Annotated in this window: 17 protein-coding genes; 4 read left to right on the top strand and 13 right to left on the bottom strand. The window is 38.8% G+C overall.

What is annotated here, in order from left to right:
- Positions 1-5: 5 nt before the first annotated feature.
- The 4 genes from PL_RS20370 to PL_RS20355 form a co-directional block, all read right to left on the bottom strand.
- Complete coding sequence (locus PL_RS20370) at positions 6-3,371, bottom strand: SusC/RagA family TonB-linked outer membrane protein (protein ID WP_041882454.1); 3,366 nt, start codon at positions 3,369-3,371, stop codon at positions 6-8.
- Between the two features lie 249 nt (positions 3,372-3,620).
- A complete protein-coding gene (dnaA, locus tag PL_RS20365; protein WP_041882452.1) occupies positions 3,621-5,051 on the bottom strand; it encodes a chromosomal replication initiator protein DnaA in 1,431 nt (476 codons plus the stop codon).
- A gap of 195 nt (positions 5,052-5,246) precedes the next feature.
- The gene (locus PL_RS20360) at positions 5,247-6,794 is read right to left on the bottom strand and encodes an acyl-CoA mutase large subunit family protein (RefSeq protein ID WP_041882451.1); all 1,548 of its coding nucleotides are present in this window, start codon (positions 6,792-6,794) and stop codon (positions 5,247-5,249) included.
- Between the two features lies 1 nt (position 6,795).
- The gene (locus tag PL_RS20355; RefSeq protein ID WP_041882450.1) at positions 6,796-7,326 is read right to left on the bottom strand and encodes a hypothetical protein; all 531 of its coding nucleotides are present in this window, start codon (positions 7,324-7,326) and stop codon (positions 6,796-6,798) included.
- Positions 7,327-7,595: 269 nt separating this feature from the next.
- Here PL_RS20355 and PL_RS20350 point away from each other — a divergent pair, with 269 nt between their 5' ends.
- On the top strand, positions 7,596-7,946 hold the full coding sequence (locus tag PL_RS20350) for a HesB/IscA family protein (protein ID WP_041882448.1): 351 nt from the start codon (positions 7,596-7,598) through the stop codon (positions 7,944-7,946).
- Positions 7,947-8,038: 92 nt separating this feature from the next.
- The gene (locus tag PL_RS20345) at positions 8,039-9,271 is read left to right on the top strand and encodes an ABC transporter permease (protein WP_041882447.1); all 1,233 of its coding nucleotides are present in this window, start codon (positions 8,039-8,041) and stop codon (positions 9,269-9,271) included.
- A gap of 117 nt (positions 9,272-9,388) precedes the next feature.
- Here PL_RS20345 and rfbB read toward each other — a convergent pair whose 3' ends face one another.
- Genes rfbB through PL_RS20320 form a run of 5 tightly spaced genes read right to left on the bottom strand, consistent with a single transcriptional unit; the run spans position 9,389 to position 14,369 of the window.
- Positions 9,389-10,438 (bottom strand): dTDP-glucose 4,6-dehydratase, encoded by a 1,050-nt coding sequence (rfbB, locus tag PL_RS20340; RefSeq protein WP_041882446.1) that lies wholly within the window; start codon positions 10,436-10,438, stop codon positions 9,389-9,391.
- A gap of 35 nt (positions 10,439-10,473) precedes the next feature.
- Positions 10,474-11,040: a hypothetical protein gene (locus PL_RS20335; RefSeq protein WP_052496299.1), complete on the bottom strand. Its 567-nt coding sequence runs from the start codon at positions 11,038-11,040 to the stop codon at positions 10,474-10,476.
- Positions 11,041-12,063 carry a UDP-glucose 4-epimerase GalE gene (gene galE, locus PL_RS20330; protein WP_041882445.1) on the bottom strand — a complete coding sequence of 341 codons (1,023 nt, stop codon included), beginning with the start codon at positions 12,061-12,063 and terminating at the stop codon, positions 11,041-11,043.
- A gap of 6 nt (positions 12,064-12,069) precedes the next feature.
- Positions 12,070-13,059: a UDP-glucuronic acid decarboxylase family protein gene (locus PL_RS20325; protein ID WP_041882444.1), complete on the bottom strand. Its 990-nt coding sequence runs from the start codon at positions 13,057-13,059 to the stop codon at positions 12,070-12,072.
- Positions 13,059-14,369 (bottom strand): UDP-glucose dehydrogenase family protein, encoded by a 1,311-nt coding sequence (locus PL_RS20320; RefSeq protein WP_041882443.1) that lies wholly within the window; start codon positions 14,367-14,369, stop codon positions 13,059-13,061. Before PL_RS20320 ends, PL_RS20325 begins: the two co-directional genes overlap by 1 nt.
- 218 nt (positions 14,370-14,587) lie before the next feature.
- Here PL_RS20320 and PL_RS20315 point away from each other — a divergent pair, with 218 nt between their 5' ends.
- Complete coding sequence (locus PL_RS20315) at positions 14,588-15,784, top strand: 3-deoxy-D-manno-octulosonic acid transferase (protein WP_235324531.1); 1,197 nt, start codon at positions 14,588-14,590, stop codon at positions 15,782-15,784.
- Here the strand turns inward: PL_RS20315 and hemH are convergent.
- From hemH to PL_RS20295, 4 genes are all read right to left on the bottom strand, one after another.
- Positions 15,762-16,787 carry a ferrochelatase gene (gene hemH / locus PL_RS20310; protein ID WP_041882442.1) on the bottom strand — a complete coding sequence of 342 codons (1,026 nt, stop codon included), beginning with the start codon at positions 16,785-16,787 and terminating at the stop codon, positions 15,762-15,764. The two genes, PL_RS20315 and hemH, sit on opposite strands and share 23 nt — an antisense overlap.
- Positions 16,788-16,914: 127 nt before the next feature.
- On the bottom strand, positions 16,915-17,763 hold the full coding sequence (locus PL_RS20305; protein ID WP_041882440.1) for a 4-hydroxy-3-methylbut-2-enyl diphosphate reductase: 849 nt from the start codon (positions 17,761-17,763) through the stop codon (positions 16,915-16,917).
- A 149-nt stretch (positions 17,764-17,912) separates the two neighbouring features.
- Entirely contained in the window at positions 17,913-18,962 is a 1,050-nt protein-coding gene (locus tag PL_RS20300; RefSeq protein ID WP_041882439.1) for a hypothetical protein, read from the bottom strand.
- A gap of 1 nt (position 18,963) precedes the next feature.
- Positions 18,964-19,473: a phosphoribosyltransferase family protein gene (locus PL_RS20295; RefSeq protein WP_348620249.1), complete on the bottom strand. Its 510-nt coding sequence runs from the start codon at positions 19,471-19,473 to the stop codon at positions 18,964-18,966.
- A 136-nt stretch (positions 19,474-19,609) separates the two neighbouring features.
- Here PL_RS20295 and PL_RS20290 point away from each other — a divergent pair, with 136 nt between their 5' ends.
- Positions 19,610-20,317: a head GIN domain-containing protein gene (locus PL_RS20290; RefSeq protein WP_041882438.1), complete on the top strand. Its 708-nt coding sequence runs from the start codon at positions 19,610-19,612 to the stop codon at positions 20,315-20,317.
- Positions 20,318-20,347: the final 30 nt, after the last annotated feature.

Below are 20,347 nucleotides of genomic sequence, written 5' to 3'. Positions count from 1 at the left end.
GGGGATTAGAAGCCTATGCTGATATTGAAACCATAACGGCGTGCCGTTGAACTTTGCAGATCGCTTTGTTTACCACCATTGGATTTACTTGACAGATTAAATCCTGAAGCATACTGATCAAGGTCTATGTCTTTACGTTTTGCAAAATAAAGCAGGTTCCTGCCAATCAAAGAGATACTTGCCGATCTGATAAATGATTTACCCAGGAACTTTTTAGGTAAATTATAACCAATGACAACTTCACGTAGTTTTACATAAGAACGGCTGATCATAAATGGTTCATCAAATAGTCCATAAACTCCATTCTGCACATAATTTCTCAGCGTTACTGCTTTAGTATTCGGCGCAAAAGTCAGCTGATCGTAATTATCAATTTTACCATTGGTATAGTGTGGTGTGCCTGAAGCAATGACCACCCCGCTTCCAACCATTGCACCAGTTGCATTGACTGTTCCGCCATTAGTACTCTGCCATTCTTTTAAACGGGCATCACCATATTGTCCTTCAACCAGATCTGCTGCAGTACCTGCATTTAACATCTGAGCATAGGCATAGTCAAATATTTTACCTCCGATACGTCCGTCAAACTGGAAACTGAAGCTGAAGTTTTTATAACTGAATCTGTTGTTAAAACCAAATACAAAATCAGGATTTGCATAACCTAATAACTGGTTATTGTTTACACCTGCCTGCTGTGCCAGCGGTAACCCACTTGCATCATGGATGATCTGTCCATCCGGAGATCTTACATATGCACGGCCGTAAATTCCGTCCAGACGCTCTCCTACTTTATAGTTATGGTTATTTATTGCCCAGCCATCTACGCCGTCATAAATTTTACTCAGTGTTTCTTTATAGGTAGAAAGGTTAGCCATCACATCCCAGGTGAAGCCGCTTTGCGCTTTAACTGGTGTGCCTGTTATGGAAAGTTCCCATCCTTTTTTCTTTGAGGTTATCGCATTCACACTTTCGGTAGCATATCCTGTGGATGGGGCAACCGGTAATTGAAATACCAAAGGACCATTAACTGAGGTAAAATAAGTAAAATCAAGACCCAGTCTGTTTTTCAGGAATCTGATTTCTGTACCTGCTTCATATGATTTTACATCAAAAGGTTTAATCTTGCTGTTGGCAATATTCTTCGAGAAATCAACTGAAGGTGTATTGTTATAATAAGTGTTAACATTATATGTGTTCTGGTTATCATAGTTAGGTCCGTCATAAGAACTGTATAACTCTGTTCCATAACCACCATAAGTACCACCACCTAATAAAGTACCTACAGTACTTCCTGTTAGTGCATTATAAGCTGTTCCTATAGTCGGGCTGGTTAAAGCTCCTCTTACATCGGCAAAAGATCCTCTTACTTTTAAGAAAGATATAAATTCAGGTAATTTAGTATAATCACTAATTACAGAACTCAAAGATACTGATGGATAGAAAAAGACATCATTGCCTTTAGGTAAAGTGGAAAGTTTATCCACACGACCGGTAGTATTAATGTTTAACCAGTTCTTAATGCCAAAGTCAAAGGTATAATAACCACTGGAAACCTGCATTTTTGAACCAAAGTTGTAAGATTTAACAGGTCCCTGAGAATTGGCAAGCGTATATACACCGGGTAAGGTAAGCGCATAAGTAGTTGCCCAGGTAGAATTATATTCGAAAGTTCTCAGGTTAGCACCCGCAGAACCGGAAAGGCTGAAATAATCACTGAATTTCTTGTTATAGTTAGCCAGGAAATCGTGATTATGTTCAATTAAATTACGCTGATCTTCCCTGTAGTCACCATACCAGATATTATATACACCATTAACCTTATTGAAATAGTAATCGTTTACATATTGATTTAAGTTAGTTGATGGTGGAACTTTTTCTGTACGCAACTGATTCCAGGTTGTGATTTGCGAACGCAAACTGAAATTCAGGTTATCATTAACCTTATAGCTTAATTTCGCATAACCATTGATATCTGTCTTTTTATGGCTGTGCAACCATTCATTAGCTGTAAAATATGGATTGTTATGTCTGCCATATTCTACGAAATTCTGTACCAGACCCGGCCGCCCGCGTGGCCCGCCGAAATAATCTTTGACATCATTAATATCCCAGCTTGAAGAACCGTATACTTTAAACTGATAAACATAACTGTTAGGCCCGTAAGACACATCAGGAATGTTTGGTGTATACTGAGAATTTAAATTCAGACTGGCATCCATTCTCCATTTAGGACTGAAATTATATCCCCCGTAAATATTCAGGTTATCAATATTCAGTTTGGTATTCGGAGCCATTCCTTTCTGATAAGTATGACTTACTGAAGTACGCATATCATATTTATCACCTGATGCACTTACTGATACGTTATTGGTACTCAGTAAACCCATTTCCATGAAGTTCTCGAAATTTTTGGCGCCTTTGGCAAGCCATGGTGTTTTAGTTCTGATTCCCGTTACCGGATCTATCGGACTGTCATACTGAGCTACACCTTGTCCATCAAATTTAGGTCCCCAGACATTGGTACGTCTGTAACTTCCGTCCAGATCATAAAGGTCATTTCCATAAGCATATTTATAGTCGTTACCATAACCGTATTGTGTCTGAGCTTTTGGAACAGCTGTAAACCCTTTTTCAAACATAGTACTGCTGTTCAGTTCAACACTGAAACCACGGTTATCTTTGGTTCCCTTTTTGGTAGTCACCAATATTGCACCATTTTGTCCTCTGAAACCATATAAAGCTGCAGCATTCGGGCCTTTTAATACGGTATAGGTTTCTATATCATCTGCACTGATATTCCAGGTATCAGAGTTTACCGGTACACCATCTACAACAAACAGCAGGTCCGTACTTCCTCTTAAAACCAATTGCGGACGACCAAGCAATTCTGCATTCCCCCCAACTGTTAATCCTGCAATTTTTCCGGTTAAGGAATTGATTGCATTGGGCTCTCTGGCTTTAACCAGTTCGCTTCCCTTAATTTCCTGTGTAGCATAACCGATTTTTCTGACATCTTTTTTAATACCAAGTGCAGTAACTACCACTTCAGTCAATTGCCTGGAATCGTTTTTCAGTTCTATATTGAGTACGGTTTCTCCGCCGGCAACAATTTCCTGTGTCAGGTAACCGATAGAAGTAACTGATATTGTTTTACCTTTTGGTACACTGATCGAGAAAGTTCCATTAGTTGAACTGACAGTTCCCAGGGCTGTTCCTTTGACTTTAATACTGACACCCGGAACCGGTGCTTTGGTCTCGTCTGTGACAGTTCCTTTAATCTGCACCTGCTGTGCAAATAACTGTACAGCAGTAAGACTGACAAATGCCATTGTAAGAAGCATTCGTAAAAAATTGAGTAGTTTTTTTTCCATGAGCTTTTTTTAGATTATTGCTGCACGAAAATATCCTGAAGGTATTACGGAATTGTTGGCTTTGGAATATGATAAAATGATTTATCATCTTGTTTTATGGGACAAGAAGCCGATTTCTGAATTTAATGTTAAGGAATTGAGAATTTAGTCTTCAAAGACGGAAATCACCGGACAGGACGTAACTTCTCTATTACAGAAATTACGAAATAATTTATAGTAATCTATTAATGAATAGGTTATCAGAAATGATTAACTCATCTTGAGTTTTTTCTGTATGTCATGGACATAACCCTTAAATTTTTTATCGGTGTCAATCAAATCTTCAACGGTCTGACAGGCATAGATTACAGTAGAGTGATCTCTGCCTCCAAAGAAAGCACCTATCGTTTTCAGCGAAGATTTGGTATGGCTTTTAGAAAGATACATAGAAATCTGTCTTGCCTGTACAATTTCTCTTTTACGGGTAGAGGATTTCACCATATCCACAGGAACTTCAAAGTATTCACATACCAGTTTTTGTATGTACTCCATTGAAATCTCTTTGGTGGTGTTTTTGATAAAGTTCTTCAGCATCTGTTTGGCCAGAGAAAGATCAATATCTTTTTTATTCAAAGTAGATTGAGCAAGCAGTGATACCATCGCTCCTTCCAGCTCTCTGACATTATTATCAATGTTATTAGCAACATATTCAACAACTTCCAGCGGAAGTTCAATTCCATCTGCGTACATTTTCTTTCTCAGGATAGCAATCCTGGTTTCCAGATCAGGAATCTGCAGATCTGCTGAAAGCCCCCATTTGAACCTGCTTAGTAATCTTTCTTCCAGTCCGGCAAGATCTTTGGGCGCTTTATCAGAGGTCAGAATAACCTGTTTACCTGACTGATGCAGATGATTGAAAATATGAAAGAAGATATCCTGCGTTTTTTCTTTTCCGGCAAAATTATGCACATCATCCATGATGATAACGTCCATTGCCTGATAGAAATTCACAAAGTCATTGATCGTATTATTTTTCAGAGAGTCTACAAATTGCTGGCAGAACTTCTCACAGGACACATAAATAACCAGTTTATCCGGCATCGTCCTTTTAATTTCATTTCCTATAGCCTGTCCCAGATGGGTTTTACCCAAACCTACACCGCCATAAATCATTAAGGGATTAAAGGAAGTTCCCCCTGGTTTTGCTGCAACAGCATAACCGGCCGACCGTGCAAGACGGTTACAATCACCCTCAATATAGTTCTCAAAGGTATAATTTGAATTTAACTGAGGATCTACATTCAGCTTTTTCAGACCTGGTATGATAAATGGGTTTTTAATGTCCTTGTTGATAGAAACAGGGATGGGCATGGATTGCAGTTTAGCTTCTGCACCGTTACCGTTGGAAGGCATATTGGTCGTATAGGGAGAACCACTGTTCGAAGACTTGTCCACAACAATGTTGTACTCCAGCCTGCCATCGTCTCCAAGCTGCTTTTTAACAGTCTTACGCAGCAGGCCGACATAGTGTTCCTCCAACCATTCATAGAAAAATAAACTGGGTACCTGAATAGTTAAAACTTTGCCATCCAGCTTAAGGGCAGAGATCGGTTCGAACCAGGTTTTAAAACTCTGGCTCGGGATATTGTCCTTAATAATTTGAAGACAGTTTTTCCATACTTCGGTACAAGTTTTTTCCATAGTGCCCTTAATATATTAATGATTTTACCCAACGAAATCAGCCTATAGAAACTGCTGATCCGAGAGATCGAAGATTCAAAAAATTATCAACAAAAAAAACTAAAATTTCATTTATTTAGTAAGTACCTAATCAGCAGAGTAATACCATAGTTAACCTAAATTTTTTATGTGGATAACTATTTTTTAACATTACATTTAATACTCACCAAAAACACTACGCATCACGTCTGCAATTTCTCCTAAAGTAGCATAGGACTCCACTGCTGTCAGGATGAACGGCATGAGGTTTTCAGTAGATTCAGCTGCCTTTTTCAGGTTAACCAGTGCAGCTGTTACCGCCGCATTGTCCCGCTCTTTTTTCAACTGGTTTAATTTATCAGTCTGTATCGTTCTTATCGATTCATCTATCCTTAACGTATCGGTAATACCTTCTTTTTCCTGTGTAAATTTATTCACCCCGACAATTACCCTGGTTGCTTCTTCTACCTCTACCTGATAAGCATAAGCTGCATCCGCAATTTCATTCTGAATATAGCCATTTTCAATCGCATTTACTGATCCGCCCATGGCATCAATCTTATCGATATACAACTGCGCAGCAGCTTCAATTTCGTTAGTCAGGTTTTCCACAAAGAAAGAACCTGCCAGCGGATCTACTGTCTCTGTCACTCCACTCTCAAACGCAATAACCTGCTGTGTACGCAAAGCAATTTTTGCTGCTGCCTCAGTAGGCAAAGACAATGCTTCGTCATAACCATTGGTATGTAAAGACTGCGTACCTCCAAGGACGGCCGCCATGGCTTGATTAGTCACTCTGATGATATTATTCATCGGTTGCTGTGCCGTGAGCGTAGAGCCGCCCGTTTGGGTGTGAAAACGCAACATTTGCGCCTTCTCATCTGTCGCGCCCAAAGATTTGGTAATATTAGCCCACATTCTTCTGGCAGCACGAAATTTTGCTATCTCCTCAAAAAAGTTGTTATGACAATTGAAAAAGAAAGAAAGACGTTTAGCAAAAATATTGATATCGAGTCCCTTTTCCAGAGCAGCATTCAAATAGGCTTTTCCATTGGCCAGCGTAAAAGCCAGTTCCTGCACGGCTGTAGAGCCGGCCTCACGAATATGATAACCTGAAATGGAGATCGTATTCCATTTCGGAACCTCTTTACTGCAGTACTCAAAAATATCTGTAATGATCCGCATTGAGGATTTAGGCGGGTAAATATAAGTGCCCCTGGCTGCGTATTCTTTTAAGATATCATTCTGTATAGTTCCCGATATTTGTCTGATATCTGCTCCCTGCTTTTTAGCCAGCGCAATATACATCGCCAGTAAAATAGACGCAGTGGCATTGATCGTCATGGAAGTAGTTATTTTTTCCAGTTCAATACCATCAAACAAAGTTTCCATATCTTTCAGGGAATCAATGGCAACCCCCACTTTTCCAACCTCACCTTCAGCCATTTCATGATCAGAATCATAACCGATCTGGGTAGGCAGATCAAACGCAACAGACAAACCCATTGTCCCTTGCTGTAAAAGATAGTGATAACGTTTATTTGACTCTTCGGCGGTGCTAAAACCTGCGTATTGACGCATAGTCCACAATCTGCCACGATACATATCTTTCTGAATACCTCTTGTATAGGGAAACTCACCTGGTATTTCAGTCATTGGCTTAGCAAGGGTATAAGTTGCCTTGATTTCTATTCCTGAACTGGTAACGAATTTTTTATCTTCCATATTAAAATAACTGATGAATATCTTTTTGAATCAGCTGAAGTGTAAGCTCATATGGGTTATCGGCAATTCCTGCCATATGCTCCAGAACCTTTCTGCTCAGCTCTACGCCACTTGCATCGGCAGGCAGGCCTGCTACAGCATTATTAAGCATGGCAATAGTATCTTCTTTTAATTTACGCATAACTGTCCAGCTTGCTGCTGATACATACAATTGCTGGCTCACATTATGCTGATATTCTGATCTGATTTCATTCAGAATGACTGATTGCAGCTCTCTGGCAGAGATTCCCTGCTGATGCAGGCGGATAAAAAGATTAGCAGGATTAAGTCTTTCCACAAAAACTATCATACGTTCATGTGCCTGTAAACGAAGTGGAAGTAACTGACTTCGTTCTTCTTTTCCGGACTCAAAAGATTTTATGCTGAAATATTTCTGAAGATCATTTCTAATCAGATACCAGGTAAAAAATACAGTGATGATCCCTCCTGCTGCCAGAACGGCCACGAGGGTAAAAAAATATTGTATGTTCATTGTTTCTATTTGTCTTCAGCAAAAATGTATTTTTATTTCTAGAAATTTCAAAAATTTATTCCTGATCTGTTCCGGGCCATTTGAATCTCAGCCAAAAAATAAAGAGACATTTTAATTCTTTACCTCAAATTGACTGTCCTGCACTTTTTATCTTATACATTATAAACCATTTGTTATTATCTTTGCTCAGACAATCCGGCTATTGGATAGCCAAAGCCACATGTTTGTGCGCCATAAGGATATATTTGTTATTCCAAATTAGAAATATCATGAGTACAGTTGATACAGCATTTGCACCGGTTTCTTTTACTGAAACGGCTTTAAAAGAACTTTTGAAATTAAAAGATCAGCAGGAAATTGCTGAAGATTTTGGTTTACGCGTTGGTGTTGAAGGTGGCGGATGTTCAGGCATGAGCTATTTGCTGGGCTTTGACCAGAAAAAAGATGGAGATCAGGAATTTATCATTAGTGGAATGAAAATTTTCATGAATAAAGCACACCAGATGTATTTACTGGGCATGCAGGTAGACTGGCAGGATGGATTAAACTCAAGAGGTTTTACTTTTAGTAATCCAAATGCAGAAAGTACCTGTGGTTGTGGAACCAGTTTTTCAGTATAAATAAAAAAAATTTCCTGTAACATTTTAAAAGTCCCGTTGTCCTAACAGCGGGACTTTTTATTTTTAACCCATCCAAATCAGCTCAAGAAGAAATGACCTATACAGAAAATATAAGGCTCGCCCTGCAATCTATACAAAGTAACCGTCTGCGTACTATGCTTACTGCATTAATTATCGCCATTGGTTTATCAGCGCTGGTAGGGATTCTGACTACTCTGGATGCGGTAAAAACAAGTATGACGGATGCATTTTCCAATATGGGGGCAAATGCTTTTACCATCAGGAACAGAGGTTCTGGTATTAATTTTGGTGGCCCCGGTCAACAGGCTAAAGCATCCAAAGCTATACGCTACGATGATGCAATTACCTTAAAAAAACAACTGGATGTTCCGGCTGTAATCACCATCAGCGTAATTGCCTCTGGTGGAGCTACAGCAAAATACAATCAGGAAAAAACAAATCCGAATATCAATATCCGGGGTATTGACGAAAATGGACTGAAGTCTCAGGGGGTAGATATTGCCAGCGGACGTAATTTCACTGCTGAAGAGGCAGAACAAGGACCAAATGTCTGTATTATTGGTAGTGAGATTGGTACTTCCCTATTCAAAAAAGAGTCTCCTGTTGATAAATTTATTACCGCAGGTGGAACCCGTTTAAAAGTAGTTGGTGTACTGGCTCCAAAGGGTTCCAGTATGGGATTCAGTGCCGACAGGGCTATCTTCATCCCGCTATATAAAGCAAAGGTCATTAATGCATCTCCTAACCCCTCTTATACTATCAGTATTATGGTTACTAAACCGGAGCAGATGGAGAATGTCATTGGGGAGGCAACTGCCGAGTTCAGGAATGTACGTAAAATAAAAATCAAAGAGCCTAATGACTTTGAAATAACCAAAAGTGATGCCCTTGCTCAGACTTTGTTTAAAGATCTTGCGATGATTGCAATCGGTGGGGTAGCCATTGGGGTAATTACCCTGATCGGTGCTTCTATAGGTCTGATGAACATCATGCTGGTTTCAGTAACTGAGCGTACCCGTGAGATTGGGATCAGGAAGGCTATCGGCGCAAATCCTTCGGTTATCAGAAAACAGTTTCTGATTGAAGCTGTCATGATATGTCTGATGGGAGGTGCTATGGGTATTCTGTTTGGTGTAATGCTTGGAAATGCAATTTCACTCATGATGGGTGGTTCATTTATTATACCGTGGCTATTCATCCTTGGTGGATTTGCACTGTGTGTTCTGGTTGGGGTGGCTTCTGGTTATTATCCCGCCAAGAAAGCCTCAAAACTTGATCCGGTAGAAGCATTGCGTTACGAATAATTAAAGAGCAATCCCGCTACGCAAAAAGTCTGTTACTCAATCCTGACATTCACGGCCTTCCAGGAGGAATTCCGCATCAGAATTGGATAACAGACTTTTATATCTTATGCTCCGGGACTATCTGTTATACTGAGTTTGATAGTACTTTTGATAGTTTCCTGAAGTAACGTTATTCAACCATTCTTCATTCTCAAGATACCACTCTACTGTCTTCTCCAACCCTTCTTCAAACTGCAGACTAGGCACCCAGTTCAGTTTTTCCTGCAACTTCGTGGAATCAATTGCATAACGCAAATCATGTCCGGCACGGTCAGTTACAAAAGTGATCAGTTTAGCAGACTCACCTTCTCCGCGGCCTAATTTCTTATCCATGATTTTACATAGTAAATGGATCAGATCAATATTTTTCCACTCATTGTGTCCACCTATATTATAGGTTTCTCCTGTTTTAGCTTCATGAAAAATAACATCAATAGCACGTGCATGATCTTCTACCCATAACCAGTCACGGATATTCTCTCCTTTGCCATAAACCGGTACCGGGAGGCTATTTTTGATATTGTTAATAGCCAGTGGAATCAGCTTTTCAGGGAAGTGATGAGATCCGTAATTATTAGAACAGTTTGAGATTACAATATCAATACCATAAGTATCATGATAAGCTCTTACAAAATGATCTGACGATGCTTTGGAAGCAGAATAAGGACTATGTGGATCATAACTGGTACTTTCAGTAAACATACCCGTATCACCTAAAGCGCCATAAACTTCATCCGTTGATACATGATAAAAACGTTTAGTCTGATAGTCACCTTTCCAGAATTCTCTTGCTGCATTAAGCAGGTTAACTGTACCAATTACGTTTGTCATTACAAATGCTGTAGGATCTGTAATAGATCTGTCAACATGTGACTCTGCTGCCAGGTGGATTACAGCATCAAAATTTTCCTGCTTGAACAATGCATTGATTTCTTCTGCATCAGTAATATCTGCCTTTACAAATTTGTAATTTGGGTTTGCTTCTATATCTGTTAAATTGGCAAGATTACCAGCATATGTTAACTTATCCAGATTTACGATTTGATAATCAGGATATTTATTAACGAATCTTCTCACTACATGAGAACCGATAAATCCTGCACCTCCCGTTATTAAAATCTTCTTCATTGTTCCTATCTTTTATCTTCTTTTTTGTAGGTATTTTAAACTTCTTTGGGCAACCCCAATTCTGATGCCGCTTTTGTTAAGTCCTGTTGTTCCAGCTTTTGCAGGACTGCATTAAACTCATCTTTCAGATCATACTGTAAATCTTCATGCAGCTTCTGATACTTTTTGTATAAGGCCAGTGTTGTTCTCAAAAAATAAGTTTTCAAACGTTCATTAAACTTAGCCAGCGGCGATAATACACTTTCGTTATAACCTGCAGGTACACTTTTCAATAAGTACAATCTAAGTTCTGCTTCTGTATTAGGATCTTTAGTCACTTTATAATGATGATTAACCCTGCCGTTCAGCTTTCTCAGTATAAGCAATGCATCTTTAGAAGTTGCTTTTCTCATCTGATTCAGTATTTCTACTGATTCGTCAATTTCCTGTTTCAGTAATTGATGTCTTTCTTCAAGGTCAGCTTTATCTTCCAGTAACTTAAAATGGAGATGCTCTGTCAGTACTTTATCTTTTGCGATCAGACGAAGCAATAACTTATCCTTTTCTTTATCAGGGATTGCTGTTATTGCTGCTTTAAGGTCTTTATGATCTTTTAATAACATTTAAAAGGGGTTATCTTTAATGTAGTTTTCCCATGCCCATGCCGATGACATCATCTGGTCAATCCCCAGTTCTGCCTTCCAGCCAAGCTGAGCAGCAGATTTGGTTACATCACCCCATACCTGTTCAATATCTCCTTCTCTTCTTGCCCCTATTGTATAGTTTAATTTCACACCGGTTGATTTTTCAAAAGCGCCGATAATTTCCAGTACAGAACTGCCTTTGCCTGTTCCTAAATTAAAGACTTCATAATTAGTAGCTGCTTTACCACTTTCCATACGCTTAATTGCAGCAACATGTGCTTTGGCAAGATCTACCACATGTATATAGTCTCTGATTGCACTGCCATCAGGTGTATTATAATCGTCACCGTAAACTGTAATAGGACCACGTTTACCAATTGCTGATTGTGTGATAAAAGGAATCAGATTCTGAGGCACACCTATAGGCAATTCACCAATCAGAGCTGTTTCATGAGCACCAACCGGATTAAAATAACGCAGTGACGTTACGTTTAAACCAGGGGTAACTGCACAGGTTTCGGCCAGAATTTCTTCTGCTATCTGTTTTGTATTTCCGTAAGGTGATTCTGCTTTCTTAACAGGCGCGTCTTCTGTTACCGGTAAATGATCAGGCTGCCCGTATACGGTACAGGACGATGAAAATACCAGATCTATTTTACTGTCAAAAGCATTAATCAGGTTGATTAACGAATAAAAGTTATTCCTGTAATATTTAAGTGGCTGCTGTACCGATTCACCTACTGCCTTATAGGCTGCAAAATGAATTACTCCGGTAATTTCAGGATGAAGCGCAACGAATTCTTTCACTTTAGCTTCATCACAAAGGTCCAGCTCTACAAACTCTGGTTGCTGACCAAGAATAGTTTCCAGTTGTGTAAGAATTCTTCTGTTGGAATTTGAGAAGTTGTCTACCAGAATTATTTCGTAACCTGCATTAATCAATTCAACTGCAGTATGAGAACCAATAAATCCTGTTCCTCCTGTAACTAATATTTTTGCCATTTCTAATTAACGATTATAAGTTGTAAAATCTTTATGTTCTTTGTTTATTAATGCTTCTGCAGGTAAACTTTTGAAATATTCATAAGTAATTTTCAAGCCCTCTGCACGGTTCACTTTAGGTTCCCAATTAAGCAGAGCCCTTGCTTTAGTGATATCTGGTCTGCGTTGTTTAGGATCATCTACCGGTAAATCTTTATAAATAACTTTTTGCGTAGTACCGGTAAGTTTAATGATTTCTTCGGCAAACTGCCCGATAGTAATTTCATCAGGGTTCCCGATATTTACAGGTTGCGCATAATCGCTTAATAACAGTCTGTAAATTCCTTCTACCAGGTCATCCACATAACAGAAAGAACGGGTCTGTGAACCATCACCAAAAACAGTCAGGTCCTCCCCTCTTAATGCCTGCCCGATAAAAGCCGGCAGTACACGTCCGTCATTCAGACGCATTCTGGGACCATAAGTATTAAATATGCGTACAATACGTGTTTCCAAACCATGAAAAGTGTGGTAAGCCATTGTCATAGCTTCCTGGAAACGTTTTGCCTCATCATATACTCCTCTTGGACCTACGGGGTTTACATTTCCCCAATATTCTTCCGGCTGAGGATTTACACTTGGATCACCATATACTTCTGATGTGGAAGCTATGATCATCCGGGCCTTCTTATTTTTAGCTAAACCCAAAAGATTATGTGTTCCCAGCGAACCTACTTTTAAAGTCTGTATAGGAATTTTAAGATAATCTATCGGACTTGCAGGAGAAGCAAAATGAAGGATATAATCCAGTTTACCTGGTACATAAACAAACTTGGAAACATCATGATGTGAAAACTCAAAGTTCTCTAATGCAAAAAGATGCTCAATATTTTGCAGATCACCTGTAATCAGGTTATCCATCGCAATAACATGATAATCTTCCTTAATAAATCTGTCGCACAAATGCGAACCAAGAAATCCGGCTGCACCGGTAATCAATACTCTTTTACGCTCCATTAATCTACCAATTTACGGCCAATACTGTTGTAATAATATCCTAAATCGATCATCTTCTGCAAATCGTATAAATTACGACCATCAAAAATGACCTTGCTGGCTAATTTCTCTTCCATTCTCTCAAAATCAGGATTACGGAAAACTGACCACTCAGTAGCGATCAACAAAGCATCAGCTGCGTCCAGCGCATCGTACTGATTATTTGCATAAGCTACTTTATCTCCAATCAGGGCTTTTACATTTTCCATTCCTTCAGGATCAAAAACTGTAACTGTAGCTCCTTTTGCTATCAGTTCATCTATAATGTATAAAGCAGGAGCCTCACGGATATCATCAGTTTCAGGTTTAAAAGCAAGTCCCCATAACGCGAAATGCTTGCCTTTCAAATCATCATGATAATAGCTTAATAATTTATTTACCAATACCGTCTTTTGCTTCTCATTGATATTCATTACAGCTTTAAGGATCTGGAAATCATATTTATTCTCTTCAGCAGATTTTGCCAGGGCCTGCACATCTTTAGGGAAGCAGGAACCTCCGTATCCTATACCAGGAAAAAGAAAACGTTTTCCAATTCTGTCATCAGATCCGATTCCTCTGCGCACAGCATCGACATCAGCACCAACAAGCTCACATAAATTGGCTACTTCATTCATGAAGGTAATTTTTGTCGCCAGGAATGAATTAGCAGCATATTTAGTCAGTTCAGAGGATTTTTCGTCCATAAAAAGAACCGGGTTCCCCTGACGAACATATGGCCCGTAAAGTTCTGCCATCAGTTTTCGCGCCTGCTCACTTCTTGTCCCGATAACAACACGGTCAGGTTTCATAAAATCTTCTACTGCAACCCCTTCACGTAAAAATTCAGGATTTGAAACTACATCTATTTTAACACTGGTATGTTCTGCAAATACTGCCTGTACTTTATCGGCTGTGCCTACAGGAACAGTAGATTTATTAACAATCACTTTATACTCAGTAACCAGTTTGGCAATGTCTTTAGCTGCCCCTAAGATATAAGATAAATCAGCTGCACCATCCCCGCCCGGAGGCGTTGGCAAAGCCATAAAGATAATCTGTGCCGATGCTACTGCCACAGCCAGATCAGTAGTAAAAGTCAATCTTTTTTGTTCAATATTTCTAAGAAATAAGACGTCTAATCCTGGTTCATAAATAGGAATCTCTCCATTTTGCATTTTCAGGACCTTCGCTTCATTGATGTCAACACAAATTACAGTATTACCTGTTTCAGCAAGGCAGGTTCCTGTCACAAGCCCAACATAACCTGTTCCGATTACGGCAATTTTCATATAGATATTTTAAAATATATTTAACTCGTTTAAATAACTCACAGCCTGCTTAAATTCAGATGATCAGATTTCAAACAGAACTCAGATACATCATACTAAAGCCTAATGACTTAACATATAATCAGAAAATTTTAAATTTTAATCAAGTATCTTCGGCTAAGATAATAAAAAACAACAAAATGCTTTTGCTTTATAATTTTGGGATTGCGCTTTACAAGATGCTCATATACATCGTTTCGTTCTTTAACCTGAAGGCTAAATTATTCCTGAAAGGCAGAGAAAATATCTTTAGTAAGATTAAAGAAAAAGCAGACGGAAATCAAAAACACATCTGGTTTCACTTTGCCTCTCTGGGCGAATTTGAACAGGGCAGACCCGTTTTAGAAGAACTAAAAAAAACACATCCGGAAAAAAAAATCATAGTTACTTTCTTCTCTCCTTCGGGCTATGAAATCCGTAAAAATTACGCTCTCGCAGATGGCATTTTCTATCTTCCACTGGATACTAAAAAAAATGCAAGACGTTTTATAGATCTTATACAGCCGGAAATTGCAATTTTCACCAAATATGAATTCTGGTATCATTATTTCCAGTTACTGCATGAAAGAAAAGTACCATTATTGATTATTTCAGGGATTTTCAGACCCAACCAATTATTTTTCAAATGGTACGGCGGTTTTTACCGCAAGATGCTTCATTGTGTAACCCATTTTTTTGTACAGAACACAGAGAGCGTGAATCTTTTGGAGGGATTAAATTTTAAAAACGTGAGTCTTAGTGGTGATACACGCTTTGACAGGGTAGCAGAGAATGTATTAACTGTTCAGCCATTACCGCTTATTGAAGAATTCTGCGGACAGGCTCCGGTTTTTATTGCAGGAAGTACCTGGCCTCAGGATGAACAGCTGATTATTGCTCTGATCGCCGCTTATCCGCAATGGAAGTTTATCATTGCCCCTCATGAAATTGGCCCTTCTCATATAGACCAGCTCGTCAAACTCATTCCCGGTGCATTGCGTTATACTCAATTAGATGGACAGGTTTCTCAACCCGAGAGTCAGGTTATGCTTATTGACAACATTGGCTTGCTTTCTTCAATTTATCAATATGGAAAGGTGGTTTATATTGGCGGAGGTTTCGGTGTCAGTATTCATAACACCCTGGAAGCCGCTGCTTTTGGTTTACCCGTAATCTTCGGACCTAAATACGATAAATTCCAGGAAGCAAAAGACTTATTGCAGATTAACGCAGCAATAACTATCAGCTCTATGCCTCAGCTATCATCTGCTTTTGAGAAATTACAGCATGATGCCGATGCAGGAACTGCTGCCAAAAAATATGTTCAGGATAAAAAGGGAGCTACCAGACAGATTTTAACCTATCTGGAGCCATTTATTTCCCGTGATGGTCTTTAACCATTTTCACCAAAGTGGCAATCCATTGCGGGTGATCATTTAAACTGGAAACCAGTTGTACTTCTTCACCACCTAATTCTTTAAATTCTTCACCATATTCAACGGTTACTTCATAAAGTGTTTCCAGGCAATCAGCTACAAAAGCAGGACAGAACACCAGAAGTCTTTTTTTGCCTTTGGCAGCCAGCTCTTTCAATACATCTGTAGTATAAGGCTGTACCCATGGTTCTTTTCCTAATCTGGATTGAAAACATACAGAATACTGTGATGCCGGTATATTCAGTTCTGCAGCAATCAGTCTTGCCGTATCATGACATTGCGCCGAATAACAAAATTTGTTTACGTCTGTTAAAGTAGCACAACAATCATCTTTCTGCAGACAATGCTGACCAGAGTGATCGCATTTGATAAGCTGACGCTCAGGTAAACCATGGAAACTAAACAGAATCTGATCATAAGTTTCTGGCTGATATTTTCTCGCATTATCAGCAAAAGTACTGATCATCATCTCATTATCATGGAAAGAGCTCACAAATGATATAGGAGGAATAGTCTGCCATTTACCAACAATCTCCATCACCTTCTGAACGACAGATCCGGTACTTGCAGATGCATACTGAGGAAATAACGGGATAACCTGGATACTTTCAACCAATCCGGCCTTCATTCTTTCTAAAGCAGATTCAATGGATGGATTCTGGTAACGCATAGCTAATTCCACATGATATTCAGGTCCTAACTGCTCCTGAACCAGGGCTGCTTGTATTTTACTGTAATACAATAAAGGAGAACCATTTTCATCCCAGATTTCTTTGTATAATTTAGCCGTTTTCGGACTACGGAAAGGTACTATTATTCCTTTTACTAATAATGTTCTGTTCAGTCTGTTAATATCGATAACACGCTCATCCATTAAAAATTGATCCAGATATCTGCGTACATCTTTTACTTCCGGGCTGTCCGGAGTTCCTAAATTCACTAATAATATACCCTTTTTTCCCATAGTTTACATAAAGAACTAACCCAAAATATCAATATGGGCCGGTTTCTGCGACAAATATACTATTATGCTTAATGTGCCTTAAAACGGCGTTTGAATAATTACTTTTTAATGATGAACAAGTCTTTGACTATAAAGACTCCAGTTTTGCTTTTACCTGTTCCATTAACCACATCGGTGTAGAAGTAGCTCCGCAGATACCAATTTTATCATTCGGACTAAACCAGCTGAGATCCAGCTCCTCTATATTGGAAATGAAATAAGAGTGATCATTATATTTTTTGCAGACATCATAAAGCACTTTACCATTGGACGATTTTTTACCGGAAACAAAGATGATCCTGTCATAATTCACAACAAATTTCTCCAGATCCTCATAACGATTAGACACTTGTCTGCATATCGTATCATTAGCTTTCACTTCATAGCCACGGCTTAATAACTGCTCTTTAATATGATAGAATTTATCTGTGCTTTTAGTAGTCTGACTGTACAGCGTAAATTTACCAGGCAGGTCCATATCATCCAGTTCTGCCAGGTCCTGAAAAACAATTGCATTTCCATCAGTTTGCCCCTGCAGACCAATCACCTCAGCATGACCGTGTTTTCCGAAAATCAAGATCTGTTCTTTATCATCGTATGAATTCTTTATCCTGTTTTGCAATTTCAAAACAACAGGACAGGAAGCATCGATTAAAATCAGGTTATTTTCCAGTGCCAGCTGATAGGTTGAAGGTGCTTCACCATGAGCTCTGATCAGTACTTTTTCATTATGCAGACTATGTAATTGCTCATGATCAATAATACGCAAACCTTTATCGGTTAAACGTCTTACTTCTTCATCATTATGAACAATATCTCCCAGACAGTATAGATACTCTTCTTCTGCTAAAATATCTTCGGCCATTTCTATAGCATATACTACCCCGAAACAGAATCCAGAGGCTTTATCTATCGTTACGGCTAAATCGTATTTCATATGTTCTATTTTCAATGATTATCTAAACATCAGCCAGGTGTAAAATCCGGACTTATTCATTGATACTGCAAAATTACGCAAAAAGTTTTCATATCAATAACTCTTATTGCTTCCAATCTCAGAGAAACAGACATTTATCGGGCAGACATTTATCGTTTTTGCTTAGATACCCTCTGGAAGATTCTGGCAAAAATTGCCTGAGATAAAGAGAGAACCAGGAAAATCATTTGTACCGGATGAAGTAAAACATTCCATAATGGATTTTGTCCGGATAAGAAAGAAATCATTATCCTGCTTAAAAAGATAAGTCCGGCAGGAAGGATAAGTAACCTGTAATCATAATCAGTGAGGATCAGTAATGGTCCCCCTGCCACCAGAAGAAGATAAAGAGTAGCGACAAAAATATTATTTCCAAAAATCCTTAACAAGCGCTGCCCTGTCTTTTGAATCAGACTCCCCTGATTTTCACTTACATAACTGTATATCAGGTCATGACCAACCAGAGTCTCAGCTTTTAAATTCTCCTGTTTAACCGCCTTAACAATCTCAAGAGCTTCAGGTATTTCACCTTTCAGTCTGCGGTGCCATTCATATTTTTTATAAACTCCAGCATCAAAAAACATACATTGATTTGTTCCTGCAGAAAATGCAGGGCTGGAAAACAGACGGACCAATCTGAGCGGGATTAAATTAAGCAATACAAAATTATTCAGCGGAAGAAGACAATGATTATATAGTCCACTGATTGCCTGGGTAGGAATAATATTAAGCAAGGTTAGATTAAACACTTTTGTCCTGTAAATCAAGCTATTGATTAATCCATTACGGATTACAGTGTGTGTACCCAAAAATAAAAAGTAAGCTCCGGTTGCTTCATCTTCGGCTGCGCCGCTTCTTTGTTTCCTAAGTCTGAACCGTTGATCTTCTGCACAAAAAGCGAGCAGATCAATAGGTTGTCCGGCATCTTTATGCAGTTGAATGATCACTTCTATATCCTGATAATCCTGTTCTTTAATAGTTTTTAACAGCTCCAGTAAATCTGTCGTATCAGGTGTTGCTTCAATAAGTACTGAAACCCGGTCATTAAAACGTCTGCCATAAACTCCAAGTTTAGGATTGGACAGAAAATTAAAAACCGTGACGGAAAATCGGAGAACCAGGAAAACAAGAATTACATATATAAATGTGATTATAAGCATATTAGCTTAAATAGACACCATCCTCCTGTCCTTCTACATCAAGTACTACGTCTACATGTTCTTTAAGAACCGTAGCCATCTGCAGACCTACAAAATCAGTTGCCACGGGATATATTTTATGGCTTCTGTCTACCAGTACAACTGTGCGGATTTTTTTATGCGGTGTATTCAGGAAAACACCAAAACCATAGGCTAATGTTTTACCACTGTTTAATACATCATCAACCAGAATGATCACTTTATTCTTTACTTTAACAGGTTCCAGGTCTGTAGAAGCAGCCAGACAGCTATTTTCTTTTTCCAGCTCAATTTTAAGCATGGTAACCGTAAGGCCGGATATTTCCTGTAAAACTTTTTTTAATCTCAATGCCAGCTTATATCCTCTATCCCAGATACCTGCCAATACAATCTCCTTCTCATTTAAATTATCTTCCAGTATCTGATAAGCCATACGGTTGATTTTTTGCTGGATTTGTTTTTTATCTAGAATAAGTAATTGTGAATCGGCCATCTAAATTATAATTGTTTTAAGGGATAAAAAGAAGGATTATTTTAGCTCAACCAAATATCAGAAAAATAATTTCAAAATATTGCAACGTTTACGTAGTCTGTGCGTCTAATTTATATAAACCAATCAAACCATTCATATGAAGTCTATTTTTTTACTCAGACCAACACTGCTTTTATTAATCACAGCTGCCTTCGGTAGCGTTCAGGTAAAAGCTCAGGGAACTAAAACTATATCACTAAATAATGTTTCAGGAGTGAATGTACATGCAGGCATCGATCTGTTTATCACTCAGGGAAATTCTGAATCTGCAAAAATCGTTGCTAATAACGATCTGATCAATGAAGTCGTAGTCGAAAATTCAGGAGGAGACGTAAAAGTGAGCTGGAAAGAAGACACTAACTCCAGGTGGAAAAACAAAAGTGCCAAAGTGTATATTACCTACAAGAAGCTGAACAGAATTGCTGCGAGCAGTGGTAGTAACTTAAAAACCGAAAACACTTTAAAAACAGATGCACTGGATATCAAAGTTTCTTCGGGAGCGAATCTGACAGCCAGCATTTCCTGTAAAGACCTTCAGGTAAAAACAAGCAGTGGTGCTAATGCGAACCTGAACGGGACAACAGCCAATATGGATGTAAAATCAAGCTCCGGTAGTACTGTAAAAGCTTTCGATGTGACCAGTGATTATGCAAATGCTACTGCAAGCTCAGGCGCAGATATCAAAATCAATGTAGCAAAAGGATTAGAGACAACTTCCAGCAGTGGGGGCAGTATTCGTTATAAAGGAGCTGCAAGTTTGAAAAATAACTCTTCCAGAAGTGGAAGTGTAAGTAAGGCTGACTAATACAAAGTAATTGAGTTTTAAATTAAACCC

The organism is Pedobacter lusitanus, assembly GCF_040026395.1.
In the GTDB taxonomy this organism is placed as follows: domain Bacteria; phylum Bacteroidota; class Bacteroidia; order Sphingobacteriales; family Sphingobacteriaceae; genus Pedobacter; species Pedobacter lusitanus.
The sequence above is the reverse complement of the archived record's forward strand: the minus strand, read 5'-3'. Positions and strand labels throughout refer to the sequence as shown.

Coding starts and splice junctions, on each gene's coding strand:
- PL_RS20370 (WP_041882454.1), bottom strand. CDS start 3,371: ATGGAAAAAAAACTACTCAATTTTTTACGAATGCTTCTTACAATGGCA.
- dnaA (WP_041882452.1), bottom strand. CDS start 5,051: ATGGAAAAAACTTGTACCGAAGTATGGAAAAACTGTCTTCAAATTATT.
- PL_RS20360 (WP_041882451.1), bottom strand. CDS start 6,794: ATGGAAGATAAAAAATTCGTTACCAGTTCAGGAATAGAAATCAAGGCA.
- PL_RS20355 (WP_041882450.1), bottom strand. CDS start 7,326: ATGAACATACAATATTTTTTTACCCTCGTGGCCGTTCTGGCAGCAGGA.
- PL_RS20350 (WP_041882448.1), top strand. CDS start 7,596: ATGAGTACAGTTGATACAGCATTTGCACCGGTTTCTTTTACTGAAACG.
- PL_RS20345 (WP_041882447.1), top strand. CDS start 8,039: ATGACCTATACAGAAAATATAAGGCTCGCCCTGCAATCTATACAAAGT.
- rfbB (WP_041882446.1), bottom strand. CDS start 10,438: ATGAAGAAGATTTTAATAACGGGAGGTGCAGGATTTATCGGTTCTCAT.
- PL_RS20335 (WP_052496299.1), bottom strand. CDS start 11,040: ATGTTATTAAAAGATCATAAAGACCTTAAAGCAGCAATAACAGCAATC.
- galE (WP_041882445.1), bottom strand. CDS start 12,063: ATGGCAAAAATATTAGTTACAGGAGGAACAGGATTTATTGGTTCTCAT.
- PL_RS20325 (WP_041882444.1), bottom strand. CDS start 13,059: ATGGAGCGTAAAAGAGTATTGATTACCGGTGCAGCCGGATTTCTTGGT.
- PL_RS20320 (WP_041882443.1), bottom strand. CDS start 14,369: ATGAAAATTGCCGTAATCGGAACAGGTTATGTTGGGCTTGTGACAGGA.
- PL_RS20315 (WP_235324531.1), top strand. CDS start 14,588: ATGCTCATATACATCGTTTCGTTCTTTAACCTGAAGGCTAAATTATTC.
- hemH (WP_041882442.1), bottom strand. CDS start 16,787: ATGGGAAAAAAGGGTATATTATTAGTGAATTTAGGAACTCCGGACAGC.
- PL_RS20305 (WP_041882440.1), bottom strand. CDS start 17,763: ATGAAATACGATTTAGCCGTAACGATAGATAAAGCCTCTGGATTCTGT.
- PL_RS20300 (WP_041882439.1), bottom strand. CDS start 18,962: ATGCTTATAATCACATTTATATATGTAATTCTTGTTTTCCTGGTTCTC.
- PL_RS20295 (WP_348620249.1), bottom strand. CDS start 19,473: ATGGCCGATTCACAATTACTTATTCTAGATAAAAAACAAATCCAGCAA.
- PL_RS20290 (WP_041882438.1), top strand. CDS start 19,610: ATGAAGTCTATTTTTTTACTCAGACCAACACTGCTTTTATTAATCACA.